The organism is Pseudarthrobacter raffinosi, assembly GCF_023913835.1.
Classification (GTDB): domain Bacteria; phylum Actinomycetota; class Actinomycetes; order Actinomycetales; family Micrococcaceae; genus Arthrobacter; species Arthrobacter raffinosi.
The window spans coordinates 298088-323222 of record NZ_JAMXBG010000002.1 but is presented as its reverse complement, the minus strand read 5'-3'; the positions used below and the strand labels follow the sequence as shown (position 1 = coordinate 323222).

Sequence of the window (25135 nt, the reverse complement as noted above, 5' to 3'; positions counted from 1 at the left end):
GCATGTGGCCCCGAGTGCCGGTTTAGAACAAGGCTTCCACCGGCCGGATCAGTTCCGGGGAGTTGTTGCGTACGTTGCCCACCTCGGTGCCTACCGAATCCACATGCCAGTCGGCCGCGACTTCCTTCACGTGGGCCCGGACCAGGTCCACGAGGAAGGCGGCGTCATCGATCTGCGGATCAAGCCACGACGCCATCGTGGCCCGGTCCATGGGCAGCGGCACGCGGTCGTGCAAGGCGGTGAGCTTGCCGAAAATTGTGGACTCGGCACCGGGCGGCGGGGTGTCTGCCGTCAGGATGGATGTGGAGAGCATCCACCGTCCGGGATCACCCTCGGCCTTGGACGGATCCTTCCACCACTCATACAGGCCCGCGAACACCAGCCCACTGCCTTTGCCTGGATGGACGTAGTAGGGCTGTTTGGCTTTGCCGGTGCCCTGCTTCCATTCGTAGTACCCGTCCGCCGGGACGGCGCAGCGACGTGACTTCACGGCCTTGCGGAAGGCCGGCTTCTCCAGCACAGTCTCGCTCCGCGCGTTGATCATCTTGGGGCCGATGCCCGGATCCTTCGCCCAGGACGGCACCAGGCCCCAGCGGGCCACATGCAGCTGCCGCACGGGGCCGTCGTCGATCAGCCGTTCCAGGACGATCGGCACGTGGTCGGTCGGCGCCACGTTCCATGACGGCGGAAGGTGCACTTCCTCTTCCAGCTGGGCATCAAAGTCGGCCAGCAAGTCACCCACGGCCCGTGCCATCACATAGCGTCCACACATGGCTCCAGCATGCCATCAGCGTTATGTACTGTCATCCGGCACCGCATCCGCCGGGCAGGCTCAGGGAATAGCCCGCCGCGGGTTACCGTTGACAGGAACGAACCCCCTCAACGATTTCAGGAGAGCTCCGTGGACTTTACCCCCGAGAACGGCACCATCACCATGTTTTCCACCACCTGGTGCGGCTACTGCAACCGGCTGAAGAAGCAGCTGGACGCGCAGGGCATCGGCTACACGGAAATCAACATCGAAGAGGTGGAGGGCACAGCCGACCTCGTGGAGAAGCTCAACGGCGGCAACCGCACCGTCCCCACCGTGCTCTTCCCGGACGGCACCGCCGCCACCAACCCCTCCGCTGCCGAGGTAAAGAGCCGCCTCGCAGCCTGACCACGGCAGCTCGTGTGGTAGACAGAACGGGACCAACATCCGTGTTGGTCCCGTTCTGTCTATCTGCATTGAGGGAGCCTTTCGTGGTCCATAAAGTCAAAGGTGTCGTAGCCCGCTCCAAAGGGGCCCCGGTCACTCTGGAGACCATCCTGGTCCCGGAACCGGGCCCGGGCGAGGCCCTGGTGGACATCATCACCAGCGGCGTCTGCCACACCGACCTGCACTACAAACTGGGCGGCATCAGCGATGACTTCCCGTTCCTCCTGGGCCACGAGGCCACCGGAGTGGTCAGCGCCGTGGGCCCCGACGTCACGGACGTCGCCCCGGGCGACCGCGTGGTGCTCAACTGGCGGGCCGTCTGCGGCAACTGCCGCGCGTGCAACCGCGGCCAGGCACAGTACTGCTTCAACACCCTCAACGCCACCCAGAAGATGACGCTTGAGGACGGCACCGAACTGTCCGCCGCCCTGGGCATCGGCGCGTTCATCGAAAAGACCCTCGTGGCCGCCGGCCAGTGCACCAAGGTCGATCCCGACGCCGATGCTGCCGCCATCGGCCTGCTCGGCTGCGGCGTCATGGCCGGACTGGGCGCCGCCATCAACACCGGGGGCGTCAAGCGCGGTGATACGGTCGCCGTCATCGGCTGCGGCGGTGTGGGCGTGGCCGCCATCGCCGGCGCCGCGCTCGCCGGCGCAACCACCATCATCGCCGTCGACATCGACGCGAAAAAGCTGGACCGTGCCAAGGGCCTCGGCGCCACCCACACCGTGGACTCCTCCGCAACGGACCCTGTCGAGAAAATCCGGGAACTCACCGGCGGCTTCGGCGCTGACGTGGTGATTGACGCCGTCGGGCGCCCCGAAACGTACAAGCAGGCGTTCTACGCCCGCGACCTCGCCGGCACCGTGGTGCTGGTGGGCGTCCCGACGCCGGAGATGACCCTGGAGCTGCCCCTGCTGGACGTCTTCGGCCGCGGCGGCTCGCTGAAGTCCTCCTGGTACGGCGACTGCCTGCCGTCCCGGGACTTTCCCATGCTGATCAGCCTCTACAAGCAGGGCAAGCTGGACCTGGATGCATTCGTGACCGAGCGGATCACCATCGACCAGGTGGAGGAAGCGTTCGAGAAGATGCACTCCGGTTCCGTGCTGCGTTCGGTGGTGGAACTGTGAGCGTCCGGATCGATCGTCTCGTCACGTCCGGAACGTTTTCGCTCGACGGCGGTACCTGGGATGTGGACAACAACGTCTGGATCGTGGGCAACGAGGAGGAATGCGTGGTGATCGACCCCGCGCACGATGCCAAGGCCGTAGCCGCGGCCGTCGGTGGCCGGAAGCTCAAGGCGATCCTGCTGACCCACGGCCACGACGACCACATCCGTTCAGTAGCTGACTTCTGGGACCTCGTCCAGGCACCGATCCACCTCCACCGGGAAGACTGGATGCTGTGGCGGAACGTCTACCCGGATGTGGAACCCGACGTCGCCATCAATCACGGCGACGTCATTGAAGTGGCGGGGGCCAGCCTGACGGCCCTGCACACCCCCGGTCACTCGCCCGGCTCGGTGTCCTTCCACCTGGCTGACGGACCCGACGGCGAGGGCTCGCTCTTCAGCGGCGACACCCTGTTCCAGGGCGGCCCCGGCGCCACGGGCAGGTCCTACAGCGACTTCCCCACCATCATCGAGTCGATCCGGACGTGGCTGCTGCCGCTCCCGGCCGAAACGGTGGTCCGGACCGGCCACGGCGCCAGCACCACCATCGGGGTCGAAGCCCCGCACCTGGACGAATGGATCGCCCGGGGCCACTAAAGGGGCCCCGGCCGGCCTGAAACCGGGCCAGCCGGCCCGGCAAGCGCGGGCTACGCCTCCCGAGTATCCAATCCTGCATAGCTGCTGAAGTCGGCATGCTGGAGGGAGGCGTGGCCCGCGTACGCGGCAATAACGGCGTCCTCAACATCCTGGACCATGAGGCCAGGCACCAGATCGTTGGCCGCGCCGGCGGTGGCTGGGTCCCAATCCAGGCCCAGGGCTGCATAGCTGTCCGTCAGGACGCTGCGGATGGGGGCGGAATTTTCCACCACGATCACGGAACTGAACAGCCACCCGCCGCTCACCACGCGCTGCGCTGTGCCCACGAGCTTGATCCGGTGCGCCGGGTCGTCCGGGTGGGTGCCGTGAACGCTGAACTCCCCGGGGCAGTACTCCCCCGGAATTTCGCCAACCGCTGCCTGCACACCGACGTCCCGCAGGGACTGCGCCAGGAGCTCACCAAAGAAGCTGAACCGGCCCTTGGAACCGGCAATGGCGTCCGCATGGGGCATCACATGGTCCACCACCAGCGTGCCCTCGTGGTAGGCGGCGGCGCGTCCGCCGGCCTTCCGCACCAGGGGTTCGAATCCGTGCTCGCGGCAGGCCCGGGCGGCCGCGTCGAAGCCGGGCAGGCGGGTATCCCGCTGGCCGAAGGCAACAGTCGGCGCGGGCCGGTACAGCCGCAGCGTGGGGCCGATCCTGCCGGTCTTCGCCTGGGTCAGCAGTTCGAGGCCGAATTCCAGGTCACGTGCGGCGCCGAGGGAATGATCCTGCCGCACCACGGTGAGCGTCCGGAGTCCCGCTTCGGCGTCCTGCATATTGCTAAGCTCCCTTATGGTCATATTGCAATTCCTTGTCGTCGCGGCTGCGTTCGCGGTCATCGACGCCGTCTGGCTCAAGCTCATGAACCCGTTCTACCGCAGCCACATCGGTGACCTGCTCGCAGACAAGCCACACTTAGGTTACGCCGTGGCTTTCTATGTCATGTACATAGCGGGGATTGTCTTCTTTGCGCTGCGGCCGGCGCTCGACGGCGGCAGCTGGCTGACCGCCGTCGGCTATGGGGCCGCCCTGGGCGCCTTTGCCTACGCGACGTATGACCTGACGAATGCCGCCACGCTCAAGACGTGGCCGGTGCAGCTCATTGTTGTGGACATCCTGTGGGGTGCCGCCCTGACGGGACTGTCCACCCTCGCCGGCTGGCTGGTGTTCCGCGCCACCTGACATCCAGCGGTGTATTGCTGCACCGTCCCCCATCGGGTGGCTAAACTCAGGAACTGGGTCCACCCGCTACTCCTCAGAAGAGGTAATCCACTGATACGCGTCATTAGCTACAACCTCCGCAAGCACCAGGCCAGTGGGGAACTGGTTGATCTTGCCCAGAACTTCGGCGTCGATGCCCTGTGCCTCCAGGAGTGTGACACCTCGGACCTGCCGGACACGCTGGGTCCGCTGCAGCTCGCCGACTCCACCAAGGGCAACCGCCTTGGGCTGGCCATTTACTACCGGCCTGACCGGTTCACGGCCCACGGCACCAAGACCTTCGCGCTCAAAAAGTCCCTGCACGACATGGTCCTGGCGCCCGCCCATGAGCGCCTCATCGGCACGCGCGTGCGGGACAACGAGACCGATCACGAACTGGTTATCGCCTCGTTCCACGCCGCTCCGCTGACCGCCACCAACTCGCTGCGGCGCAACCAGATCCACGCGGCCCACGCGGAACTCCTGGGTATGGGCACCGGCCTTATGACTCTGATGGTGGGTGACTTCAACTACCCCTTCTTCACCAAGAACCTCAACGAACACATGAAGAACACCGGCTACGAACTCTCCCTCAGCGACCGCAGGACCTACACCCGCTACAAAGTATTCAAGGGCCACTTCGACTTTGCCACGTCCCTGGGACTGAACATCGAGAATGTGGAAACCCTGCCCCGCGGCGCCTCCGACCACCTGCCGATTCTGGTGACCGCCGAATATGGCCAGGATTCGACGCCGTTCCAGGAGCCCCCCGCGTCCTGATTTCACCAATTTGGAGGCCCGAGTGCGGCACGACTGGATCAACAAGGCGCTACCGGGCGTTGGTGTTGCGCGTGGCTACAAACGGTCCTGGCTGAAGTCGGACCTGGTGGCCGGGGCGGCCTTGAGCGCAGCCCTGGTGCCGGCAGGGATGGCGTACGCCGAGGCCAGCGGGCTTCCTGCGGTGAACGGGCTGTACGCCTCCGTGGTGCCCATGATCTTCTATGCCGTGTTCGGGCCATCCCGGGTTGTCATTGTGGGGCCGGACTCGGCGCTGGCCCCCATGATCGCGGCCGCCATCCTTCCGCTGGCCGGGCAGGATCCGGAGAAGGCGGTGACCATGGCCGGAGTGCTGGCCATCCTGATCGGCGTCTTCCTGATAGCCGGCCGGATCTTCAAGCTGGGGTTTGTGACCGGATTGCTGTCCCGGCCGATCCGCGTCGGGTACCTGAACGGCATCGCACTGGCCGTCACCGTCAGCCAGCTTCCGCGGCTGCTGGGGATCGATGTCTCGGCCGATGGCCTCTTTGAGCGCCTCACGTCCCTGGCGGACGCCGTCCTCAGCGGCGGTATCAATCCCATCGCCCTGGCTGTGGGTGCCGGCAGTGTGGCCGTCATTGTCGCCGGCCGTTTTCTTCCGTGGAAGGTGCCCAGCGTCCTGTTCGCGGTGGCCGGCTCCATCGCCGCAGTGGCCGTACTGGGCCTGGCCGGACAGCTGCCCATGGTGGGCGCCCTGCCGCAGGGACTCCCGGCCCCTGCGCTGGGCGGAATTGGCGTGGACGAGGTCCTGTCGCTCGTGGGCCCTGCAGCAGGCATCGCGCTGATTGCTTTTGCGGACACCTCCACTTTGTCCAAGAGCCTCGCAGCGCGACGCGGAGCGAGGGTCAACGGCAATGAGGAAATGGGGGCCTTGGGCATCGCCAACGTGGCAACCGGGGTGCTGGGCGGCTTTCCGGTGAGCGGAAGTTCCTCCCGCACCCCGATTGTGCTCGACGCCGGGGCGAAGACGCAGCTCAGCGGTGTGGTGGCAGCCTTGCTCGTAGTCCTTTTTATGGTCGCCACACCGGGGGTGACGGCTTTCCTTCCCACCGCCACGCTCGCCGCCGTGGTGATCGTGGCGGCGTCTTCGCTGGTTGACGTGCGAACGCTCGTGCGCCTCGTCAGGATGAGCCGGCTGGAGGCCCTCCTCCTGGTGGTTACATTCCTCGGCGTCGCCTTTGTAGGGGTCCTGCCGGGAATTGCCGTGGCCATTGGACTGTCCCTTCTGGCCTTTGTCCAGCGCGCCTGGGATCCCTACCGCACTGAGCTGGCCAGCGTGGCGGACGTTCCGGGCTTCCATGACCTGGACCGGCATCCCGAAGGCCGGCGGGTGGAGGGCCTGGTGATTGCCCGTTTCGATGCACCGTTGTTCTTTGCCAACGGGGAAGTGTTCGCCGAGCACATCCACGGCCTGGTGGACGCTGCGCCCTGGCCGGTGAAGTGGGTCATTGTGGCAGCCGAGCCGATCACAGGCCTTGATACGACAGCGCTGGATGAGCTCGTTCTGCTCGACGATGAACTGGCGCAGGACGGTATCAGCTTGGTCTTCGCAGAAATGAAGGGACCGATCAAGGACCGCCTGATCCGGTTCGGGGCGAGCGCACGGTTCACTGCGGACCATTTCTTCCCCACCCTGCGCAATGCGGTGCACAGCTACAAAAGCATTACCGGCGCCGACTAGTCACAGGGACAGGTAGTCACAGCGGTCCGGTAGTCACGGGCAAGGCCGTCAGGTCCGGCGAAGCGTCAGGATCTGTTCGGCACGGCCGAACGGGCCCTGAAGATCGTGCAGGACGGTGGACGTGAGGCCAATCCCGTCGGTTCCGAAGGAGACGGCGTTGTCCAAGCCAAGCCATTCGCCGTCGGGCCTGCGGTACATGTGGATCTGCAGGTCCAGGTTGGGGAACGCATAGCTGTCCTTGCCCGGCGGGACCCTGGCCGCGATCCCGTTGGCTGTGTCAACGAGGCCCATCAGGCGGGCCAGGTCGCCGCTGTCGGCTTTATCCGTCAGGGGGTGCTGCGTGCGGAGCCAGACGATGCCGGCGCCGGGCCGGTGGCCCTCGGCCACGCGCATCTCCAGGGACCGGATATAGCCGCCTGGCCAGATGGCGGCGCCGTCGAACGGTTTGCATTCATCCGGTGCCGGGATGGCAGTGTCCTCGACGGCGGCAACCGCGGACGTGTCGCTGGTGATCATCCGCCACGCGGTGGCGCGGATGGCCACCCGCCCGTTGGCTACCAGTTCTGCCTGCAGGAGCTCGATGGTCCGGCCGGGGCGGAGGGTGGTGGTTTCGATGTGGAACCCGCCGCCCGGGATCAGGCCCAGGATCTCGTAGCTCAGCCGGGCCATGCGCATGTCGGCGCGCGGCTCGTGGCGCTCCAGGCTGTCCGCCATCAGTCCGGACGCTGGCGCCATGTGCTGTTCGTGCTCGTTCCAGGCCCCTTGGGCGTGGATGGTGGAGCGGAATTGGCCGTCGCCCTGCGCCTGGTAGTAGAAATCGCCGTCGGCCAGTTCCGGGAGTGCAGCAGTCAACATTGACCCTTTCGCTTTGTTCTTGTGTGGCTCAGCCCACCCTATCCGCTGTGCCTGCCTCGGCCCGGTCGGCAGCGCTCCCCCGCGACCGGCGCCGCCGCCGTACCAGCAGCCAGGCGATAAGTCCGGCCGCTGCGGCGGCCAGCACAACAATCCCCCACGGGGAGCCGGCAGCCAGCGCCAGCCACGCCTCCACGGCGGCGAGCCCGATGGTGGCGTAGAGCAGTGCCCAGAGGATGGAACCGGCGACGGCGGCGGGAAGGTAGCGCCGCAACGGCATCTTCGCAGCGCCGGCGGCGAGGTTGACGGCGGTCTGCAGGCCGATGGTCAGGAACGAAAGCGTCACGGCGAGTGGTCCCCACCGGCGGACCAGCTCCTTCGCGTGGACGGCACGCCGGCCGTTCCAGGACGACGCGAACCGCGTGTGTTCCATGCCTGCTGCGGCTCCCCGGCCGATCCAGTACGTCGCATTCACGCGCAGCATAACAATCGCGAACAGGCTGGCTGCCGCCACGCCGAAGGGCAGATCCCGGAACTGGTCCATGGGGTCAGGCCGCAGGCTGCGGTCGGGCCCCGACGGCGAGCTGCAGGTCCGCGAAGATGCCGCCGTTGAGCCGGAAGGCGTGGGCGGCGTGCGCGAGCACCTCCTCGGTCCCGTCCTTGTCCAGCTGGGCAGTGAGGGCAGCGACGGCGGCCGCGTCCATCCTGCCCTTGAGCAGGTCGCCCATAAACGGGGACGACTCAGCTTCTTCGTGGGCCGCACTGGTGGACTGTGTGAGCAACACGGAGAGCGGGGCGGTCATGTTCTTCCTCATGCGCAGCAGGGGGTCGGAACACCATTATGGCGCACCGCACTTAGGCAACCCTAATCTCGCCCTTCCAGCATGCGCGTCCGCAGGTCCGGCCACGATTTTGCGAAACCGGGATGGAGCTCCTTCGCGTCCACCTCGTCCAACCGAACCCACTGGAGTTCGAGGCTTTCCGGATCGCTGATTACGGGCTCAAAAGGCGCGGTCACCAGCACTACAACGGTGGTGTAGGACCAGTAGCCCAAGTCCAGCACAGACGTGAAGAGGACGCTCACATCCGCGGCCGGTACCGCGGCTTCCTCGTGCGCCTCGCGGAGGGCCCCGGTGACTGCGTCCTCGCCCTGGTGCAATGCTCCGCCGGGCAGTCCCCAGGTACCACCGTTATGGCTCCACAGCGCGCGGTGCTGCAGGAGAACGCCCTTGCCGGGGTCATAAGCCAGCACGCCCGCGGCACCGAACCTGCCCCAGAACTTGCCGCCGCCGCCCTCCACCCAGGCGTCACCGGGGTCCCGCGGACCGGTCCGGGCCGGTGGAATCGTGAGGTTCGCGTCAGGGGACGTGGCAGCCAAGGAGTGATCCATTCCACCAGTCTGACAGGTGCCCGGTGGCCCGGACGCGCGGCCGCCCGCGGCGCGTCAGCCGGCCTGTCCCGCGTGACCGCGTTCGACGGCGAAATCACCGCCCGGGTACATAACGGTTTCGTGTCCGTCGTCGAACCTGACCAGGTAGGGCGGATGACCTTCCTGACCACGGACTTCCACGATCACGCCGTGCCGGTCCGAAGATCCGACGGTCCTCCCCCGGACGATAATCCTGTCGCCCTGCGCTGCCTCCATGGCAATCACCTCCAAGCCCCAGAGTACGACTGACGGGGACCGGGGAACAGGGGTCAGTCGCGTTCCGCGTCGCGGTTCCCGGAAATGCGCTGCAGGTCGGGTCCCTGAGACGCGATGAGCCGGGCAGCGTGGCGAAGCGAATCGTCGGGGTCCTGGTGCCAGCGGGTGATGACGACGTCGGCGCGCTGGCGGCCGCTTTCGCCCAGTCCCTGCAGCAACGGAACCACAACGTCGGCAATCAGTGGGTCCACCAGCTCACCGGTCTGCGCGGTTCTGATGAAGCCCTCCAGCCGGGTCAGGTCAGAGTGGCGGAGGAGGGCAACCCGGGACTGCAGCAGCACCACGGCCGCGAGCCGCCTTTCATAGACCGGCCGCCTGCCGGGACCGGGCCGGCCCCAGAGGAGGGATGCCAAAGCGGTCACCTCGTCGTGGCCAAGATCCTTGAATTTCGTGCCGGCGTCGCGGACGGTGCCGCGTACGGCTCCCACCGACGATCCGTAGGACCCAAGTGCCCCGCCCACCCGGGACTCCACGCCTTCCGCCCGGTACCAGGCGCCCTCATTCTGCAGGGTGGCATCGATGAAGCCGGCAGCCTCCTGCACACGCCCGTTCACAGCACCCTCCCGGTGGCCGCGTGGAGGATGCAGAACGGCGTCGACGGGCGGGCTTCGAGCCGTCCCTCCGCGATGGGGTCCCCGCACACGGCGCACGTTCCGTACGTGCCCGCCGCAATCCGCGCCAGGGCCGCATCCACCTGGTCAAGTCCCGCACTGCTCTGCTTCAGGAGCGCCGAGGCCTGCGACAGCTCGAACGCAATGGTGGAACCCTCGGGGTCGTGTTCGTCATCCACGTTGGAATCCTGGCGTGCGGCGTTCGCCGAGGAGATGTCCGCACGGAGCGCGGGGAGCAGCTCGAGTTTCCGGGCGCGCTCTTCTTCCAGCAGGACCCGGAACCGTTCAAAATCGGGCATGGGAAAAGCCTAGTGGTTTGGGTCTCGACAAGCGCCGCCGGCGGGAGGATGCTGGCAAGCGTAAGCGCCTCAGATGTGGTCTGGCAGCCAGGGACAGAAAGCTGCCGGACACAAAACCAACAGAGAAAGTCTGCGTGTCATGCCTACAAACATCGTCACAGAACTGGCAGTCAAGTCCCACAACACACCGGATGAGAAGCGCCGGCCGGAGAAAACCGAAGTGGATGTCGTCAACCTGGGCGACTACACGGTCGGCCGGTTGACGTTCAGTCCCGGCTGGCGCTGGTCGGACTGCATCAAGCCGGTGGTCCAGACCGAGTCCTGCCAGAACAACCACGTCGGATACTGCGTTTCCGGTGCCCTCAACGTCGAGACCACCGGTGGCAACCGGATCAGCATCAGCGCCGGCGATTCGTACACCATTCCACCCGGGCATGACGCCTGGGTGGACGGCGACGAAGCCTTCGTCGGCATTGAATTCTTCAGCGCCGCGGAATTCGCCAAGCCCCCGGGAACGTGACCCGGCTGCCCTCCCCCGGCAGGTCAGTACCAGTTGTTGGCCACGGAATGGTTCCACGCGCTGCACGGTGACCCGTAGCGGTCAGCGATATAGGACAGGCCCCAACTGACCTGGGTCCGGTAGCTCGTGAGCCAGTCGCTGCCGGCGCTGGCATACTTGCTGGCCGGCAGCGACTGGGCGATGCCGTATGCGCCCGAGTACGGGTTGGTGGCGGTGGTCAGCCAGTTCGACTCCTTGGTCCACAGCGACGCCAGGCACGGAAACTGGTCCTGGCCCCAGCCGTAGGCGCCCAACTGCCCGGCCGCGTAGGTATTTGCGCCGGCGGGGTCGTTCACAGCGCCGCCCGGCACGGAAGGCACGACGACGACGGGCGGCGGAGCCGGCGTCGGGCTCGGGACAGGAGCGGGGGCTGGCACTCCCGGTACAACAGGTGGGGCCGGAGCCGGTTTCTGCGCAGCGGCGAGGGCCGCCGCCCTGGCTGCCGCCTCCGCCTGTTGGCGTGCCTGTTCCTGCGCCGCGGCCCGTTTGGCGGCCTGCGCCGTTTCGTACGCGGCCAAGGCCACCTGGCCCTGCCGGAACTCACCCTCCACCGCAGCGGTGGTGCCCTTGAGGGATGCCAACTGCGCGGTCAGTTCCTGGCCGTGCTCCTGCTGCTCCGCGATCTGCCTGGACATGGCCTGCTGGGCGGACTGGGCGGCGGCGAGCTTGGTTCTGGCTTCGCTGGACAGACGCTCGCGCTCTGCCCTGGCTGCCTGCTCCTGATCGGCCAGGGCGCGGGAAATGCGTTCGGCGGCTGCGGATTTGTTCACCAGGGCTGCAGTCTTGTCGCTGACGATCTGGACGATATTCAGGCCTTGGATGCTGTTGTTCTGCACGGCGTCGAGAGCAACGAAGAAACCCATGTTTGTGCCACCGGTCTTATACGACTGCGCCGCCAGGGCACCGATTTCCTTCTTGTACTGTCCCAGTTCGGCCGCGGCGCGTGCCGTCTGGGCGGTCAGGGCATCCACAGTGGAAGTGGCGGCCTGAAGCGCCGCTTCGGCCTGGGCGTACTCCGCGGCGGATGTCACGGCCGCATTGCCCAGCGCCTCCGCTTCGGCCTGAAGCCCGCCCAGCAGCCCGTTGATCCTGGTGACCTCTGCCGCTTTGCCGGCCTCGCTTTGCTTGGCGTTCTGCACGTCCTGCCACGAGGGATAGCCGCCGGGCGGGGCGTCGTCGGCGGCATGTGAGGGCAGCAGCGCAGCCGACCCTACCAGGGCGACCGCCAGCATGCCGGCGAGGGCGGGCAGCCGCATTTTTTGAACAATCCGGGACATAGTTGGTGAGCTTACCGGGCATATACGGATTACGGGGGTTGACCTGCAACATCGTTACCAGGGAGTAGAGAATTCGCGCTGACATACGAGTGAATTTCACTCCTACATTCCGTTACCGGAATGTGACATTGCCGCCGAGCAGAAGTTATGGTCAAACGGTGGCCCGGCTCAAGCCGGACCATTCCCGCCAGTATGCCGAGCCCTGCCGCTGACCGGGATCCAGTCGCTTTCCAGCTGGCAGGGACGGGGGAACCACGTTTCCACGGCTTCTTGCGAAGCCTTGGGGTTAAGTCGGTATCGCTCCGTTCAGTGCGGCGCCGCTACCGGCCGGGTATCTCCGACCCGAACCCGACAGCTCACCCCGCAGGCATGGGAGAGGCGATCAACCGTGTCCAAGAATTCCGCTTCCGCACGCCATCGTGTGGTTTCTGCCAGCTCTACCGTCCCTGTCGGCCTGTCGTCAACGGCCAAAGCACACGCCCTGACGTTTGGCCGTCCGGCCCTGGTGGCTGTTGCTGCATCCGGCCTGCTGTTCGGCATCGGCGTCCCGGCTCAGGCCGGCGTCCACGGCCCGGATGATGCCGGGACTGCCAACGCCCAGGTCCAAACCGGTGCGGCGGCAGCGGCTCCGGCCGCTGTTGCTCCGGCCCCCGCCGCAGCGGTCCCCGCCGCGGCCAACGTTCACACCGTCGTTTCGGGTGACACGCTGGGCCAGATTTCCGCCACCAACGGCGTCCCGCTCAACGACGTCCTTGCCGCCAATGGACTCTCGCTGACCACCATCATCTACCCCGGCGACCAGATCCGGATCCCCGGCGCCGGCTACACGGCACCGGGCGCCGCACCGGCTCCGGCGGCGAAGGCCGCAGCGGCGCCGTCCTCCGCCACCAACACCGGTATACAGCTGGCCTCAACGTCCGCACCGGCAGCCCAGGCTCCGGCCGGCTCGCTCGGCGCGGCCATCCTGGCTTCGGCCACTTCACAGCTCGGCGTGCAGCAGGACTGCACCGCCATGGTGGAGAAGGCGCTGCGCTCGGTGGGTAAGAGCGTGGGTGACCTGGCTCCCGGCCAGTTCTACCAGTACGGCACGGTGGTGGGCACCCCGGCCGCAGGGGATCTGGTCATCACGGCCGGCCATGTGGGCGTCTACGCCGGCAACGGCCAGGTAGTCAGCGGCGGGGTGGACGGTTACAAAACCGAAGTCCACTCCCTCAGCTGGCTCGCCGGAGCGTCCTTCGTCCGCGTAGCGTGATCCGACCATGCTCGACGGCGGCGGGCGGCACCCGGCCGCGCGCCGCCGTCGTCCATCCCTGGTGTTCGCTCAGGTCCCGCAGAAGGTCCGGTAGCTCCCGAAGTCTTCAGGGGCGGGGCCGGCGTAGCGTTCCAGCCCGGGGCGCTGCGTGTACGGATCGGCCAGGACGTCCACCAACCGGTTGAATGGGTCCAGGTCGCCTGCGATAGCAGAGTCCAGAGCCTCTTCAACCAGGTGGTTCCTGGGGATGTAGACGGGGTTGACCCGGTCCATCAGGTCCGCGTCCGGCGCCAGGGCCAGCCACCGTGCGGCCCAGGCGTCGAAGACGCCCGGGTCCGCAAACATGGACCGCGCAGTTTCCGGGGTCCCGCGGGCCGCCGAGCCGAGGCTCCGGAAGAAGGAGGTGTAATCCACCTGGCCTTCCTGGAGCAGCGCCAACACGCCGTCCACCAGGGGCGACGCGACGTCGTCGTGCGTGTCCGGGCGCAGCCCAAGCTTGGACTTCATGCCGGCTGACCAGGCAGCGCTGTACAGCGTGCGGAAGGCGCCGAGGGATTCAACGGCGAGCGCCACGGCCTGGTCCTGGTCTTCATGGAACAGGGGCAGGAGTGCTTCGGCGAGCCGGGTGAGGTTCCACTCGGCAATGACCGGCTGGTTGGCGTAGGCGTAGCGTCCGTCCGCGTCGATGGAGCTATAGACCGCGCCGGGGTTGAAGGCGTCCATAAACGCGCAGGGACCGTAGTCGATGGTCTCGCCGGAGATGGCCATGTTGTCGGTGTTCATCACGCCATGGACGAAGCCCACCAGCATCCAGTGCGCCACCAGGGACGCCTGCGCGGCTATGACCGCCTCGAAGAACGCGAGATAGGGCTTGTCGGCGAGCGCCGCGTCGGGGTAATGGCGGCTGATGGCATGATCGGCCAGGCGGCGGAGAAGGTCCGTCTCGCCGTTGACGCGGGCGAACTGGAAGCTGCCAACGCGCAAGTGGCTGCTGGCCACCCGGGTGAGCACGGCGCCGGGCAGCATGGTTTCGCGGCGGACGGGCCGGCCCGTGGCCACCACGGCGAGGGACCTCGTGGTGGGGATGCCCATGGCGTGCATGGCTTCGCTGACGATGTACTCGCGCAGCATGGGACCGACGACGGCGAGACCGTCACCTGCGCGGGCGAACGGTGTCCGGCCGGAGCCCTTGAGGTGGATGTCCCGAAGCTGCCCGTGGATGTCCGTGACCTCACCCAGCAGGAGGGCCCGCCCGTCGCCGAGCAGGGGTGAGTAGCCGCCGAACTGGTGGCCGGCATAGGCCTGGGCCACCGGTGTGGCACCGTCAGGAATCTGGTTGCCGATGAGCAACCGGGTCCCCTTGGGCGTCCGCAGCGAGGACGGGTCCAGGCCCAGTTCGCCGGCCAACGGCTCGTTCAGGACCAGCAGCTGCGGGTCTGGCGCTTCTTCCGCCTGCCAGGGAACCGCCAGCTCCTCGAGTTCGCGGGCGAAACGCCCGTCGAAGGTGAGCGTTAGTGGGATTGCGGTGCTCATCCTTCAAGACTACCCGCGGCCGCGGGTGAGTGCCCCGCCCTCCCAACTGAGTAGCGCTATCTGTCGTTCTGGAGGCTCAAAACGTCAGATAGCGCTACGCAGATCAACCGTGCTGGCGTCACCCCTCAGACGTGCTGTCCGAACCAGGCGAGGGTGTCGTTCCAGGCAGCCGTGGCCTGGGTTTCGTTGTAGCGCTCGCCGGTGTCGTTGTGGAAGGCATGGTCCACGCCGGGGTAAACGGTGAGCTGGTGCGTCACCGTGGTGGCGTCCAGGGCATCGCGGAGGCCCGGCATCGCGCCGGTGATCCGCGCGTCGCGTTCGGCATAAACCCCGAACACCGCGGCCTTGATGGCCGGCACCTTGTTCAGGTCCGGCGCCGGACCATAGAACGCCGCGGTGGCCTTCAGCCCGGCCAGCTCGGTTGCCGCCTGCCAGGTAATGCCGCCGCCGAAACAGTACCCGTTCATGGCGATGCGTCCGGAGTCCACGAAGTCCTGGCCCTGAAGGTAGTCAAAGGCCGCCGCGAAGTCAGCAACATGGCGTGGGGCGCCGGCGCTGGTCAGTGCACCCGACACGGCGTCGGAGTCAAGGCTGGCGGTGCCGCCTTCCCTGCTGAGCAGGTCAAGGGCCAGCGCCGCGTACCCGGCTTTGGCAAAGCGGCGGGCAACGTCCTGGATGTGAGGGGTCAGGCCGCGGTTCTCGTGGCAGACCAGCACCGCAGGGCCGGCTGCTCCGGATTCGGGCCGGGCGAGGTACCCACTGATCTCGGTTCTTTCGGCCGGGAACCGCACGGTCGCCGTCGTCAGCCCCGCGGCGCCCTCCGGGACGGAGAGCGGACTTTTGGCCCCCGGAACAGCACCGGCAGAAGCGGTGCCGGTGCCCGCCGTCGACGATGACGGCGTGGGTGTGGGCATGGGGTCCGTGCTGCGTGGGACTTCCTCGGGTGTGCATCCGACGAGCAGCATCGCGCCCGATGCCGCCGCCATGCTTCCCATGATGAATGCGACCCGGCGGGTGAAGGTGCGGTGCGTCATTGCGCCGGCGCGGTAGTCGTCGAAGAATTCCTCGATCAGGTACCGTTCAAACTTTCCAAGCTGGACCATGGTTGGCCTCCTCGAGTGAGGGTCATATCCTTCTCCGAAGCCGGCGGTCCTGCAAGGGTCCCATGCGCCCGGTCAGAACTGCTCCGCCGGGATGGAAAACCCGAGGTCCAGGAGTCCGCGGCCTGCCTGTTCCAGGATCGGATCCATGGTCAGGGAGGCGTGGTTGAGCAGTACATTGACATCGCGTTGGATCCGCTGGAGTGGGTGCGTCAGCCGGTGAACACTCCCTCCGGAGCCCGTCAGGATGAGGCGGACAGCCTCGGCGGATGCCGCGCCACTGAGACCGAGGGAAAGCCGGTACTGTGCCCGCTCCTCATCCGTGAAAGCGACCGGCCGCCGGCCGTAGGAAGCGGCCACCACCCGGACAGCTTCCTGCCAGTGCAGCCGCGCAGTCGCCACCTGCCCGAAGGCCTGGGAGAACCGGGCCTGCGCGAGCGGCGAATCCGCCTGCCGCGCCTGCGTTGTCTGCTTGACCTTGCGCACCATCATCAGGTCCCGGAACACCTCGATGGCGTGCTCAGCGCCCCCCAAAGCAGCTGCCGGGGCAACCATGTTCAGGAACGTGGACATGGGGATGTGGATGTTCGGATCCGGATGGATGCGGCTGCCGGGGTTGTCGGCGGCGGCCAGGAGGTTCCACTCCAGAGCGCGGTGCGCTGGGACAAAGAGATTCTCCGTCCGGAGATCGTTGCTTCCTGTCCCCCGCAGGCCGGCCGTGTGCCAGACGTCCAGGAGGTCAAGATCGGACACCGGGACCAGGCACTGTAGGCGGATCTCGCCGTGCTGCACAGCCAGGAGCGCCCACTCAGAATGCATGACACCGGAGGCGAAGCTCCAGCGGCCCGAGATAATGAACCCGCCGGGAACCTTCTCTGCTTTACCTGGAGGGGCGCCGGTGGCGGCAGCCAAGGGCGCCGGCCCGTTGGCGAAGACTTCATCCTGGGCTTCCTGCGGCCAGCGGGCCAGCATCCAGACATGTTCCACCAGGTGCCCGACGCTCCACGCCGTGGAGACACATCCCTGGGCGAGGTGGCGGACCACCTCCACGTAGGTTTCCAGCCCCAGGCCGAAGCCGCCCACGGCCTTAGGCGCGAGCATCTGAAAAACGCCCGCCGCCTTCAGTTCAGCCATGGTGGCTTCCGGAATACGGCGGATCTCCTCGGTTTCAGATGCGCGTTCCCGCAGCCGGGGAACGAGGGCATCCACCCGGGCTAGCAGCTCGTCGTGCGTCGGAACTGCCACAGCCGCCGCGGTCGGCATCACGGCCGGGAGCACCTCTTCGGGAAGCTCAATGGTGTGCGCTGTATGGCTGCGCTTCGCGGCCAGGTAGCGGCGGTTCGCCTCCGAGAGGTGCACCCCGGTGGGGACCTGCTCCGAGACGTCAACGCCGAGGGCCGTCAGCTGCCCTACTTTGTCCGGGTTGTTGGTGAGGAGGCGGATCCGGCCGGCGCCAAGCGCTCCGAGCATCTGGGCGGCGGCGCTGTAGTCCCGCTCGTCCTCGCCGCGACCCAGGGCAACGTTGGCTTCGTAGGTATCCAGGCCGGTGTCCTGCAGGGCATAGGCGTCGAGCTTGGAGTACAGTCCGATGCCACGCCCTTCCTGCCGGAGGTACAGCAGGAAGCCCCCGACGGCGGCAATCTCCTCGACTGCCTCGCGCAGCTGGGGTCCGCAGTCGCAGCGCTCGCTGCCGAACACGTCGCCGGTGAGGCACTCGCTGTGCAGTCGGACCAGCGGGGCCGTACCTTCCGGGCCCTGGTCCAGGAGCGTCTGCTCCCATTCGCCGAGCGCGAGCAGCAGGTGCTCCTTACCGTCGGCCAGCCCATGGAACGTCATGATCTCGGCTGTGGCCGCGAAGCCATCAGGGAAGCGCAGCGGGACGGTGACCTGGCTGCGGACGGCGGCCGGTTGTTCGAATGGCCGCGCGACGGTCTCGGACATGACGGTCATCTGGGCTCCTCAGGAAGTCTGAAAGTACTTGAATGTTGAAGTAAACAGTACTGGTCATTAGTTCACGACGCAAGTGATTTGCCGGACATAAAACTTCACTCATGAAGTAAATGCCTTAGGCTTGCCCTATGGAAAATTCCGTCGAACCCCGCTGGCTGAGCAGCGATGAACGTGAGGTGTGGCTGACCCTCGTGGGCATCATGATGAAGCTCCCCGCCGCCCTGGACTCCCAGCTGCAGCAGGACGCCGGGATAAGCCACTTTGAGTACATGGTCCTTGCCGGCCTGTCTGAAGCTCCGGAACGAACCCGCCGGATGAGTGACCTGGCGGGCTTCACCGAGTCCGGACTCCCCCGCCTGTCCCAGGTTGTCAGCCGGCTTGAAAAGCGGGGCTGGGTTCACCGCTCCACGGATCCTTCCGACGGACGCATCACCCTGGCCACACTCACCGACGAGGGCTGGGCGAAGATTACCCAAACCGCTCCGGGGCACGTGGAAGCAGTCCGAGCGCTCGTGTTCGATCCCCTCACGAAGGCGCAGTCGCGCCAGCTGGCGAGCATCGGCAAGCGCATCATGGGCGCCATCGACCCAGAGGACCGCTGCCTGCGTGAAAGCGCCCCGCTCTGAGAAACTTGATCCGGAGCGCAAAGAGCCCCCGGCCTCTGCCGATTAACAGGAACTGCCGCCATTCAGGTAGGTCAGTGGTCGAAATGGATCCGTACGGGGTGGGGCTCGTCGGCCGCGGCAACAATCTCGGCCGCCAAATCGCGGATACTGACGTTGCGGGTCCGTGATGCACGGAAGAGCCACTCAAGCGCATCATCGTAGCTGCACCGTTCCTGGCCGATGATGACACCCAGCGCGAGATCTGTCGGCGTCCGCGAAGCCATGGCCGCCCCAAGGTTCTCCTCCGTTTCCTGCAGTGACACGATCCGGAGGACGAGGCGCAGTCCCTTCGACGCCTCCGCAGCCAAGGAATGGGCTGCTTCCATGGCGTCCCGGCCGAATCCGTGCGGCCTGGAGCTGTAGAAGATCATTCCTGCGCTGGCCTCGCCCTCCAGGTGCATCCGCAACGCCAGGAGCGACAGCACCTTCTCGCGCCGGGCGGCTTCGACGAAGCTGGGCCAGCGGTCCTCGGACCTCAGGTCCGTGACCGTGACAATTCCTACTTCCAGCTGGCGGCTTGGGAGGCGCTGTGGCATCGGGCCTTGCACGTGAGGGTGCCTTGGTGGTCGTGGCGGGGCGATCAACAACCCGGGCGAGCGAGGCGATGGCGGGCATCCGCCGGCACGTTCCGGGCGCCAAACTTGAACCACTGGTCTGTGACCTCTCAGACCAGTCCTCGATCCAGGCGGCGGCGGCGGACTTCCTGTCCCGCCACGACCGGCTCGACGTGCTGGTCAACGCAGCGGGCGTGTTCCGCAAGGAGCGTCAGGTAACCCGCGATGGAATAGAACTGACCTTCGCCACTAATGTGATGGCGTACTTCCTCCTGACGAACCTGCTGCTGGACGCGCTCACGCACCGCGCAGCCGCACCACCCAGCAATCCCCGCATCGTCAACATCGCGTCCCGGTATGGCAATTCCAGGCTGAACTTCGACGACCTCCAGACGGCAAGCGGCAAGTACAGCTACCTTCGCTCGACGCCGCCCACAATGCTGGCCCGGGTTCTGCTCACGCAGGAGTTCGCTGAGCGTCTGCGCGGCTCAGGCGTGGTCGCCAATGCCGTCCATCCTGGACTGGTCAAGAACACGACGCTGCTGCAGGACGTCGGGGCCCATTCCGCTGGATCACGAACACGTTCGGAGCACCCGCAGAAAAGGCCGCGGATACACCGCTCTGGCTCGCCACGTCACGCGAAACAGCGGGAGTCTCCGGAAAGCTATGGGCCAAGCGCAAGGAGCTCCCGACGCCCGGAATGGGATCGGACCCCGAAGCCCGGAAGCGCTTGTGGGACGCGTGCGCGCACCTGGCCGGGATGCCCTGACGTTGAGCCTGTTGGAGCAGGCTTCAGGATCAAGTAGCCGAGTGCAACACCATCAAGTGGTTGTATGCAGTCATCGACCCCATGAAGCCTTTCGCCAGAAAGCAAATGGGCAAGCACTTCGTGGAACCACCGCTCGAAGGCCTCTGGTGGGCGGACGATATCCAGGACCTCATCCGCGGAAACCGAGACAAACTGAACTGGCGGATGATGATCGTCTTTGAACCGGGCTGGCTGACGGCGGCGATGTTTGAGGATGCCGTCGATAAGGCGAAAGCAAGCATGGGTGAACCGCCGGCCAGCCTGCGGATCGAAAGCCTTTACGAAGGCCTGTGCGCCCAGATCATGCACGTGGGGCCGAACAGTGGGGAAGTGCCGACCCTTGCCAGGCTGCACAGTAAGTTCCTGCCCGCCCATAACCTGGTTCCAAACGGGAACCACCACGAGATCTACCTGGACGACCCCAAGCGAGTGCCTCCGGGGAAGCTAAGGACTGTGCTGCGCCAGCCAGTACGTCCATCCGGATAGGCCAAGGTACGACCGCTCCACGCAAGCAGGCCTCAATACAAGAAGATCGGCAGCCAGTCGCGGTTGTGCGCGTGCACGAGTGCGAGGAACAGCACAAAGTCGAAGACTAAGTGCACCGTCACAACATAAGTGAACGACTTGGTCAGCTTGAAGGTGTATCCCTGCAGCAGCGCGAACGGGAACGTAAGGAGCGGTCCCCAGGCCATGTAGCCGATCTCCCACAGAAAGGACGAGAAGACCACGGCCTGCAGGATGTTGGCGAGCCAGTCCGGGAAGTGCCGCCGCAGCAGCGTGAACGTGGTGCAGATGAAGAACAGTTCGTCCCAAATTCCAACCGCGTTGACGCCGAGAAAGAGGCGCCAGAAAATGGTGGGGTCGGAGGCGTCCGGCCAGTTCTGATACACCCCGGTGCGGATCAGGTAGACCGGAAGGATGAGGTAGCCGAGGGCCACAACAACGATCAGGTACAGCTTTGCGCTCAACGGCCATTTGCGGCCCGTGTTCACCGGAAACTTGATGATCCTCTCGCGGTAGGCGAAACGGGACACCAGCCACGGCACCAGCACGGCCAACGCAAGGGCTCCACCCATCAAAGCAATGTGCGGGATGCTCAAATCAGCGTTCAGCGGAACCAGGCTGATGATCACCATTCCCGCCGCAATCAGCGCGAGGTGCCGTAGGAATTCGCGGTCGATGACTGCAGCCGTGACGAGGCTCAACGCAAGCACGCCGTAGCCCATGAGGTCATTCTCGACGCCGAATAGCAGCACTCCGGACACCGAGAGCAGGACCGCTGGCACCAGTTTCCATGTGAGCGCGGTACGGGGTGGTTCGGTCAAGATCGAAGTCACGCTACCAGCATGTCAGCGACGGCGCCGTCTGGGAAAGATGGCTGCGGCGGTCCACGCCTGGGTGAGGCCCCCAAAGCACTGTTAACGCGAACCCTGCCCACACGCGGTTTTCCGGAGTACGATGTGGGCGTCGGCAGGATTTTTGCGACTCCTTGCCGCAAGGCCGCCTCTCCATCTGAAGAGCCGGCAACCAGCGTGAAAGGGAGACAAAATGACTACCGCGTCACACCCTGCCCAACACCACATGATGGGGTTGACACTTCACAACACCGCCATCGGTATCGGTGCAGTTTTCCTGCTGGTTGGAGTCCTCGGGTTCATCCCGGGAATCACCACCAATTACGGCGCCATGACCTTCGCGGGACATGAGTCCGGGGCCATGCTTCTTGGCGTCTTCCAAGTGTCAGTGCTGCACAACATCGTGCATTTGCTGTTCGGTGTGGCTGGGATCGTTATGGCCCGGACAAGCCCGATGGCCCGCTGGTTCCTGCTCGGCGGCGGCATCGTGTACCTGGTCCTGTGGATCTACGGCCTGGTCATCGACATGAACGCGGCTGCCAACTTCGTCCCTTTCAACACTGCTGACAACTGGCTGCACCTGGTTCTGGGCCTCGGCATGATCGGCCTGGGCCTCTGGCTGGGCAGGGATGCCATGGAGAAGACGAAAGGAAGCACCTCATAGCGCCACGGTTCGTGGGAAACCGACGACGGCGGCCGTCCCCTGGAGTAGAAAATCCTCGGGACGGTCGCCGTCAGTCCCTCGGCGTCGGCTGCTGCTGACGCAGCCTTAACACAGCCGAGCAGTACCGGGTGATCCTGAGGTGACGCAGTGAATGACGCATCGAACAGTGGACGGCCGGAAGGTGAACCCCGCTCCCTCTGGGTCGCTACCGCCGGAACCACCGATTATCCGGTCCTGCGGGGGGATCTGGAGGTGGACTTCGCGGTTATCGGGGCCGGCATCGCCGGGCTGACCGCCGCGTTGGCACTCAAACGCACCGGCCGGACCGTCGCGGTCATCGAGACCGCCCGCATCGGAACCGGCGTCACCGGCCACACCACCGGCAAGGTCACCTCCCTTCACCGCCTTGCCTACACGGAACTTGCCCGCCGACACAGCAACGACACCGCGCGTATCTACGGGGAGGCCAACCAGGCCGCAGTCGAACACGTCGCGCAACTCGTGGCCGAGGAAGCCATCGACTGTGACTTCCGCCGCGTAGCCAACTACACCTACGCCGAATCCGACGACGCGCTCAGCCTCGTGCGCGCCGAAGCCAACCTTGCCGCCCGCCTCGGCCTGCCCGCCGCCTTCACCACCGACGTGCCACTTCCCTTCCCGGTCAAGGGCGCGGTCCGATTCGACGGACAGGCGCAAATCCATGCCGTGAAATACCTCCGGGGTCTCGCCCGCGCGGTCAACGGTGAGGGCAGCTTCGTCTATGAGCAGACCCGGGCGCAGCAGGTCCACGATGGTTCCCCGGCCGTCGTCGATACCGAACACGGCACCGTCCGGGCCCGCGGCATCATCGTCGCCACGAATGTGCCGTGGGGCGGCCAGGGCCTGTTCTACCTGCGGTCTCATCCGCACCGCTCCTACCTCGTCGCAGGACGCGTGGACACGCCACCGCTGGACGCCACGTTCATCAGCGCCGACGAACCGATGCGATCCATTCTGACCACCAGCGTCAACGGCACAAGCTACGTGCTTACCGGCGGTGAGGGCCACCGCGTATCCGAGCCCGGCGACACAGCCGCGCGGTACCGCAGACTCGCAGCCTTCGCCCACGACCGCCTCGGCGTGGAAAAGATCGCCTACCGCTGGTCAACACAGGACGGCATCCCGCTCGACGGGCTGCCCTACGCCGGACTCATGTCCCCCGCCGCCAAGCACGTGTACGTGATCACCGGTCTGCGGAAATGGGGCCTGTCCAACGGAACCGCAGCCGCCCTCATTCTTGCCGACACCCTCAGCGGCCGGGAAAACCCTTGGGCCTCGGTGTTCAACAGCAACCGGTTCACCCCGGCAGCCAGCGCGAAACGGTTCGCGGAGGAGAACTTCAAGACCGTGGCAGCTGTCCTGGCCAGCAAACTCCGCCGCCGGCCCAGCCACTCGGACCTCTCGCCGGGAGAGGGGACAGTCATCAAAGTCAACGGCGAGAGCACCGCCGTCTACAAAGACGCAGACGGGCAAGTCCACGCCGTCTCCGCCACCTGTACCCATCTGGGCTGCACCGTCGGCTTCAACACCGCCGAGACCACTTGGGACTGCCCCTGCCACGGCTCCCGATTCTCCACCGACGGAACCGTCATCCAGGGACCCGCTGCCAAGAACCTGCCACCCGCGCAGATGCCCTGATCGCCCACTAGTTGCCCTCGGCCCGTCGCTTCGGGGCGGTACGGACCAGACCTACTGCGGCCAGGAGTGCTCCCACTCCTTCGACCACGGCGCTGAGCGACTTCTCAAGAAACCACACCGGCTCATACATCGCGGGGAAGGGTCCGAAGGCCGGAAAATCCACATACCGGTATAACACCACGGCGACGAATGCGCTCAGGGCCACCACCAGTGCCAGGGCAAAGGAGGCTCGGCTGCCGCGGAACAGAACCCACAGCGCCGTCAGCACCGCCGCCGCCGATTCGAGATAGAACAAGTTGCCTTGTCCGATTCCGCCAGGCGCGGCCGCCTGGTAGCCGGGGGCCAGATAAATATGGACCCCGGCATCGATGAACAAAGCCAGTGCTGTCAGTACCCTCAGTGCCATGTTCATTTGACTATCAGCGTCCCGCGCATATTGGGGTGATAGGTGCAGAAGTACGGGTAGGACCCGGGTGCCGAGGGCGCCGTGAACGTGGCCGTCCCGCCGCTTCCGCGGACATCCACGTCAAATGCCTGGCCCTGGTCCGCGGTGACGGTATGGCCCGCTGAGTCCATGTTGGTGACCATGACAATTGCGCCCGGCGCAACGGTCAGCGGCGCGCCATACTCGAAGTCCTTGATGGTGATAACTGGCGCTCCGGGGGTGACCGCTCCCGTCGTCGCTGTCCCCGGCTCGGAGGACGCTGCGGGACTTCCGCCGCCGGAGCCGCACCCGCCCACGAGGAGCGCCGCCATCAGCAGCACTGCGGCCTTGGTCTGAATCGCTCTCACGGTGACCGTCCTCGACTCCGGAAACCAAGGCCGGCCAGGCCCTGCCTGTCCCTACCATTGTGCGCGCATCAGACGGAAATGGCGCCTGCGGTTCGGTGAAGGGGGGCCGACGGCGGTGCTGCCGCAGCCTGTCCTGTCTCCTCCCCGGAGCGGCGGAGGCAGCAGCCGAGCGGGACTATCGTATAGCCGACTGCCTACTTGCTGTAGACATCGCGCCGATGACCAACGGTGACAACAACCACCAGCAGCACATCGTCCTGGATTGTATAAATGATCCGATAATCGCCAACCCGGACCCGAAATCCCGGACGTCCACGCAAGGCGATGGCCTTGGGCGGTCGCGGATCGGATCCGAGGAGTGCGATGGCGCCGTGGATACGATCGCGGTCGTTCGGATGGGTCTGGCGGAGGGCCCGAAGTGCCGCAGGACGCAGCTCAATCCGATAGCTGGTCATACCCAGCCAAGATCGACCTTCACCTGGGCCCAGGGGATATTTTCGCCCTCTTCGGCCATCGCCTCGTCGAACGCTGCGATATCTTCGACTTCTTCCAGGGCGTCGAGCATTTGCTCGTAGCGCTCCGGGGACACGAGAACAGCTACCCGTCGCCCCCTGCGCTCAATGAATACCGGCTCGGATTCAGCCACACTGACGAGCTCCGGCAGATGAGATCGCGCGTCAGTGATGTTGATGGTGGACATTCTTCAAATGTACACCTGAGCTCACCGAGTGTACATGCAAGCCCCGGGTGCCATGCCTACCAGGCGGACAGCGCTTC

General features: G+C 65.9%; 32 protein-coding genes and 1 riboswitch. Of the genes, 13 read left to right on the top strand and 19 right to left on the bottom strand.

Annotated features, from left to right (window positions below):
• Positions 1–22: 22 nt before the first annotated feature.
• On the bottom strand, positions 23–754 hold the full coding sequence (locus NG697_RS03345; RefSeq protein WP_252599560.1) for an SOS response-associated peptidase: 732 nt from the start codon (positions 752–754) through the stop codon (positions 23–25).
• 147 nt (positions 755–901) lie between these two features.
• Between NG697_RS03345 and NG697_RS03340 the strand changes: the two genes are divergently transcribed.
• From NG697_RS03340 to NG697_RS03330, 3 genes are all read left to right on the top strand, one after another.
• Positions 902–1159 (top strand): mycoredoxin, encoded by a 258-nt coding sequence (locus tag NG697_RS03340; protein WP_056340387.1) that lies wholly within the window; start codon positions 902–904, stop codon positions 1157–1159.
• A gap of 83 nt (positions 1160–1242) precedes the next feature.
• Entirely contained in the window at positions 1243–2328 is a 1086-nt protein-coding gene (locus tag NG697_RS03335) for an S-(hydroxymethyl)mycothiol dehydrogenase (RefSeq protein ID WP_252599467.1), read from the top strand.
• The gene (locus tag NG697_RS03330) at positions 2325–2966 is read left to right on the top strand and encodes an MBL fold metallo-hydrolase (protein ID WP_252613623.1); all 642 of its coding nucleotides are present in this window, start codon (positions 2325–2327) and stop codon (positions 2964–2966) included. The genes NG697_RS03335 and NG697_RS03330 overlap by 4 nt, the downstream gene beginning before the upstream one ends.
• Positions 2967–3016: 50 nt before the next feature.
• Here NG697_RS03330 and NG697_RS03325 read toward each other — a convergent pair whose 3' ends face one another.
• The gene (locus NG697_RS03325; RefSeq protein ID WP_374209882.1) at positions 3017–3808 is read right to left on the bottom strand and encodes a lipoate--protein ligase family protein; all 792 of its coding nucleotides are present in this window, start codon (positions 3806–3808) and stop codon (positions 3017–3019) included.
• Between NG697_RS03325 and NG697_RS03320 the strand changes: the two genes are divergently transcribed.
• The 3 genes from NG697_RS03320 to NG697_RS03310 all read left to right on the top strand — a co-directional run bounded on the left by NG697_RS03320 (position 3801) and on the right by NG697_RS03310 (position 6705).
• Entirely contained in the window at positions 3801–4190 is a 390-nt protein-coding gene (locus NG697_RS03320; RefSeq protein WP_252609580.1) for a DUF2177 family protein, read from the top strand. The two genes, NG697_RS03325 and NG697_RS03320, sit on opposite strands and share 8 nt — an antisense overlap.
• A 93-nt stretch (positions 4191–4283) precedes the next feature.
• Positions 4284–4988, top strand: a complete 705-nt coding sequence (locus NG697_RS03315) for an endonuclease/exonuclease/phosphatase family protein (RefSeq protein WP_104060881.1) — start codon at positions 4284–4286, stop codon at positions 4986–4988.
• Positions 4989–5010: 22 nt separating this feature from the next.
• Positions 5011–6705, top strand: a complete 1695-nt coding sequence (locus NG697_RS03310; RefSeq protein ID WP_252599469.1) for a SulP family inorganic anion transporter — start codon at positions 5011–5013, stop codon at positions 6703–6705.
• Between the two features lie 48 nt (positions 6706–6753).
• Here NG697_RS03310 and NG697_RS03305 read toward each other — a convergent pair whose 3' ends face one another.
• The 7 genes from NG697_RS03305 to NG697_RS03275 form a co-directional block, all read right to left on the bottom strand.
• Positions 6754–7557 (bottom strand): thioesterase family protein, encoded by an 804-nt coding sequence (locus NG697_RS03305; RefSeq protein ID WP_252599562.1) that lies wholly within the window; start codon positions 7555–7557, stop codon positions 6754–6756.
• A gap of 31 nt (positions 7558–7588) precedes the next feature.
• Complete coding sequence (locus tag NG697_RS03300) at positions 7589–8101, bottom strand: DedA family protein (RefSeq protein WP_252599470.1); 513 nt, start codon at positions 8099–8101, stop codon at positions 7589–7591.
• 4 nt (positions 8102–8105) lie between these two features.
• Entirely contained in the window at positions 8106–8360 is a 255-nt protein-coding gene (locus NG697_RS03295; RefSeq protein ID WP_252599471.1) for a biliverdin-producing heme oxygenase, read from the bottom strand.
• 62 nt (positions 8361–8422) lie between these two features.
• A complete protein-coding gene (locus NG697_RS03290) occupies positions 8423–8947 on the bottom strand; it encodes an NUDIX domain-containing protein (RefSeq protein WP_252609578.1) in 525 nt (174 codons plus the stop codon).
• Between the two features lie 54 nt (positions 8948–9001).
• Complete coding sequence (locus NG697_RS03285; RefSeq protein ID WP_056340407.1) at positions 9002–9202, bottom strand: DUF1918 domain-containing protein; 201 nt, start codon at positions 9200–9202, stop codon at positions 9002–9004.
• A 53-nt stretch (positions 9203–9255) separates the two neighbouring features.
• Positions 9256–9816, bottom strand: a complete 561-nt coding sequence (locus tag NG697_RS03280) for a DNA alkylation repair protein (RefSeq protein WP_252599473.1) — start codon at positions 9814–9816, stop codon at positions 9256–9258.
• Positions 9813–10172 carry a TraR/DksA family transcriptional regulator gene (locus NG697_RS03275; RefSeq protein WP_252599474.1) on the bottom strand — a complete coding sequence of 120 codons (360 nt, stop codon included), beginning with the start codon at positions 10170–10172 and terminating at the stop codon, positions 9813–9815. The genes NG697_RS03280 and NG697_RS03275 overlap by 4 nt, the downstream gene beginning before the upstream one ends.
• Before the next feature lie 139 nt (positions 10173–10311).
• Between NG697_RS03275 and NG697_RS03270 the strand changes: the two genes are divergently transcribed.
• Complete coding sequence (locus NG697_RS03270) at positions 10312–10692, top strand: cupin domain-containing protein (RefSeq protein ID WP_058932317.1); 381 nt, start codon at positions 10312–10314, stop codon at positions 10690–10692.
• 23 nt (positions 10693–10715) lie between these two features.
• On the opposite strand, the gene NG697_RS03265 is transcribed toward NG697_RS03270, so the two are convergent.
• A complete protein-coding gene (locus NG697_RS03265; RefSeq protein ID WP_252613622.1) occupies positions 10716–12008 on the bottom strand; it encodes an aggregation-promoting factor C-terminal-like domain-containing protein in 1293 nt (430 codons plus the stop codon).
• A gap of 214 nt (positions 12009–12222) precedes the next feature.
• A riboswitch (cyclic di-AMP (ydaO/yuaA leader) is annotated at positions 12223–12393 on the top strand.
• A 3-nt stretch (positions 12394–12396) separates the two neighbouring features.
• On the opposite strand from NG697_RS03265, the gene NG697_RS03260 reads away from it, so the two are divergent.
• Positions 12397–13260, top strand: coding sequence for a C40 family peptidase (locus tag NG697_RS03260; protein ID WP_252613621.1), 864 nt, complete (start codon positions 12397–12399; stop codon positions 13258–13260).
• Positions 13261–13329: 69 nt separating this feature from the next.
• Here the strand turns inward: NG697_RS03260 and NG697_RS03255 are convergent, their stop codons facing one another.
• The 3 genes from NG697_RS03255 to ribA all read right to left on the bottom strand — a co-directional run bounded on the left by NG697_RS03255 (position 13330) and on the right by ribA (position 17843).
• A complete protein-coding gene (locus NG697_RS03255; RefSeq protein WP_252613620.1) occupies positions 13330–14793 on the bottom strand; it encodes a protein adenylyltransferase SelO in 1464 nt (487 codons plus the stop codon).
• 125 nt (positions 14794–14918) lie between these two features.
• Positions 14919–15896 (bottom strand): dienelactone hydrolase family protein, encoded by a 978-nt coding sequence (locus NG697_RS03250; protein ID WP_252613619.1) that lies wholly within the window; start codon positions 15894–15896, stop codon positions 14919–14921.
• Between the two features lie 72 nt (positions 15897–15968).
• Complete coding sequence (ribA, locus tag NG697_RS21145) at positions 15969–17843, bottom strand: GTP cyclohydrolase II RibA (protein WP_305884326.1); 1875 nt, start codon at positions 17841–17843, stop codon at positions 15969–15971.
• 128 nt (positions 17844–17971) lie between these two features.
• On the opposite strand from ribA, the gene NG697_RS03235 reads away from it, so the two are divergent.
• Complete coding sequence (locus NG697_RS03235; protein ID WP_252613618.1) at positions 17972–18469, top strand: MarR family winged helix-turn-helix transcriptional regulator; 498 nt, start codon at positions 17972–17974, stop codon at positions 18467–18469.
• Positions 18470–18540: 71 nt separating this feature from the next.
• On the opposite strand, the gene NG697_RS03230 is transcribed toward NG697_RS03235, so the two are convergent.
• Positions 18541–19044 (bottom strand): ANTAR domain-containing protein, encoded by a 504-nt coding sequence (locus NG697_RS03230; protein ID WP_252613617.1) that lies wholly within the window; start codon positions 19042–19044, stop codon positions 18541–18543.
• On the opposite strand from NG697_RS03230, the gene NG697_RS03225 reads away from it, so the two are divergent.
• Together NG697_RS03225 and NG697_RS03220 are read left to right on the top strand one after the other, a co-directional pair.
• A complete protein-coding gene (locus tag NG697_RS03225; protein ID WP_252613616.1) occupies positions 19038–19868 on the top strand; it encodes an SDR family NAD(P)-dependent oxidoreductase in 831 nt (276 codons plus the stop codon). The two genes, NG697_RS03230 and NG697_RS03225, sit on opposite strands and share 7 nt — an antisense overlap.
• Before the next feature lie 23 nt (positions 19869–19891).
• Positions 19892–20356, top strand: coding sequence for a GyrI-like domain-containing protein (locus NG697_RS03220; RefSeq protein ID WP_374209881.1), 465 nt, complete (start codon positions 19892–19894; stop codon positions 20354–20356).
• A 32-nt stretch (positions 20357–20388) separates the two neighbouring features.
• Here the strand turns inward: NG697_RS03220 and NG697_RS03215 are convergent, their stop codons facing one another.
• Entirely contained in the window at positions 20389–21207 is an 819-nt protein-coding gene (locus tag NG697_RS03215; RefSeq protein ID WP_252599483.1) for a CPBP family intramembrane glutamic endopeptidase, read from the bottom strand.
• 211 nt (positions 21208–21418) lie between these two features.
• Between NG697_RS03215 and NG697_RS03210 the strand changes: the two genes are divergently transcribed.
• Together NG697_RS03210 and NG697_RS03205 are read left to right on the top strand one after the other, a co-directional pair.
• A complete protein-coding gene (locus NG697_RS03210) occupies positions 21419–21889 on the top strand; it encodes a DUF4383 domain-containing protein (protein WP_252599484.1) in 471 nt (156 codons plus the stop codon).
• Between the two features lie 147 nt (positions 21890–22036).
• A complete protein-coding gene (locus NG697_RS03205) occupies positions 22037–23566 on the top strand; it encodes an FAD-dependent oxidoreductase (protein WP_252613615.1) in 1530 nt (509 codons plus the stop codon).
• Positions 23567–23573: 7 nt separating this feature from the next.
• Here NG697_RS03205 and NG697_RS03200 read toward each other — a convergent pair whose 3' ends face one another.
• From NG697_RS03200 to NG697_RS03185, 4 genes are all read right to left on the bottom strand, one after another.
• A complete protein-coding gene (locus NG697_RS03200; RefSeq protein WP_252613614.1) occupies positions 23574–23972 on the bottom strand; it encodes a hypothetical protein in 399 nt (132 codons plus the stop codon).
• Positions 23973–23974: 2 nt separating this feature from the next.
• The gene (locus NG697_RS21165) at positions 23975–24358 is read right to left on the bottom strand and encodes a cupredoxin domain-containing protein (RefSeq protein ID WP_252599487.1); all 384 of its coding nucleotides are present in this window, start codon (positions 24356–24358) and stop codon (positions 23975–23977) included.
• A 194-nt stretch (positions 24359–24552) separates the two neighbouring features.
• Positions 24553–24813: a type II toxin-antitoxin system RelE family toxin gene (locus tag NG697_RS03190; protein ID WP_252613613.1), complete on the bottom strand. Its 261-nt coding sequence runs from the start codon at positions 24811–24813 to the stop codon at positions 24553–24555.
• Positions 24810–25058 carry a type II toxin-antitoxin system Phd/YefM family antitoxin gene (locus NG697_RS03185; protein ID WP_252613612.1) on the bottom strand — a complete coding sequence of 83 codons (249 nt, stop codon included), beginning with the start codon at positions 25056–25058 and terminating at the stop codon, positions 24810–24812. Before NG697_RS03185 ends, NG697_RS03190 begins: the two co-directional genes overlap by 4 nt.
• Between the last annotated feature and the right edge of the window lie 77 nt (positions 25059–25135).

What these genes read in the sequence shown, in the direction of transcription:
- NG697_RS03345 (WP_252599560.1), bottom strand. Translation starts at nt 754, where the DNA reads ATGGCACGGGCCGTGGGTGACTTGCTGGCCGACTTTGATGCCCAGCTG.
- NG697_RS03320 (WP_252609580.1), top strand. Translation starts at nt 3,801, where the DNA reads ATGGTCATATTGCAATTCCTTGTCGTCGCGGCTGCGTTCGCGGTCATC.
- NG697_RS03325 (WP_374209882.1), bottom strand. Translation starts at nt 3,808, where the DNA reads ATGACCATAAGGGAGCTTAGCAATATGCAGGACGCCGAAGCGGGACTC.
- NG697_RS03300 (WP_252599470.1), bottom strand. Translation starts at nt 8,101, where the DNA reads ATGGACCAGTTCCGGGATCTGCCCTTCGGCGTGGCGGCAGCCAGCCTG.
- NG697_RS03295 (WP_252599471.1), bottom strand. Translation starts at nt 8,360, where the DNA reads ATGACCGCCCCGCTCTCCGTGTTGCTCACACAGTCCACCAGTGCGGCC.
- NG697_RS03290 (WP_252609578.1), bottom strand. Translation starts at nt 8,947, where the DNA reads ATGGATCACTCCTTGGCTGCCACGTCCCCTGACGCGAACCTCACGATT.
- NG697_RS03285 (WP_056340407.1), bottom strand. Translation starts at nt 9,202, where the DNA reads ATGGAGGCAGCGCAGGGCGACAGGATTATCGTCCGGGGGAGGACCGTC.
- NG697_RS03275 (WP_252599474.1), bottom strand. Translation starts at nt 10,172, where the DNA reads ATGCCCGATTTTGAACGGTTCCGGGTCCTGCTGGAAGAAGAGCGCGCC.
- NG697_RS03270 (WP_058932317.1), top strand. Translation starts at nt 10,312, where the DNA reads ATGCCTACAAACATCGTCACAGAACTGGCAGTCAAGTCCCACAACACA.
- NG697_RS03265 (WP_252613622.1), bottom strand. Translation starts at nt 12,008, where the DNA reads ATGTCCCGGATTGTTCAAAAAATGCGGCTGCCCGCCCTCGCCGGCATG.
- NG697_RS03255 (WP_252613620.1), bottom strand. Translation starts at nt 14,793, where the DNA reads ATGAGCACCGCAATCCCACTAACGCTCACCTTCGACGGGCGTTTCGCC.
- NG697_RS03250 (WP_252613619.1), bottom strand. Translation starts at nt 15,896, where the DNA reads ATGGTCCAGCTTGGAAAGTTTGAACGGTACCTGATCGAGGAATTCTTC.
- ribA (WP_305884326.1), bottom strand. Translation starts at nt 17,843, where the DNA reads ATGACCGTCATGTCCGAGACCGTCGCGCGGCCATTCGAACAACCGGCC.
- NG697_RS03235 (WP_252613618.1), top strand. Translation starts at nt 17,972, where the DNA reads ATGGAAAATTCCGTCGAACCCCGCTGGCTGAGCAGCGATGAACGTGAG.
- NG697_RS03230 (WP_252613617.1), bottom strand. Translation starts at nt 19,044, where the DNA reads ATGCCACAGCGCCTCCCAAGCCGCCAGCTGGAAGTAGGAATTGTCACG.
- NG697_RS03210 (WP_252599484.1), top strand. Translation starts at nt 21,419, where the DNA reads ATGACTACCGCGTCACACCCTGCCCAACACCACATGATGGGGTTGACA.
- NG697_RS03200 (WP_252613614.1), bottom strand. Translation starts at nt 23,972, where the DNA reads ATGGCACTGAGGGTACTGACAGCACTGGCTTTGTTCATCGATGCCGGG.
- NG697_RS03190 (WP_252613613.1), bottom strand. Translation starts at nt 24,813, where the DNA reads ATGACCAGCTATCGGATTGAGCTGCGTCCTGCGGCACTTCGGGCCCTC.
- NG697_RS03185 (WP_252613612.1), bottom strand. Translation starts at nt 25,058, where the DNA reads ATGTCCACCATCAACATCACTGACGCGCGATCTCATCTGCCGGAGCTC.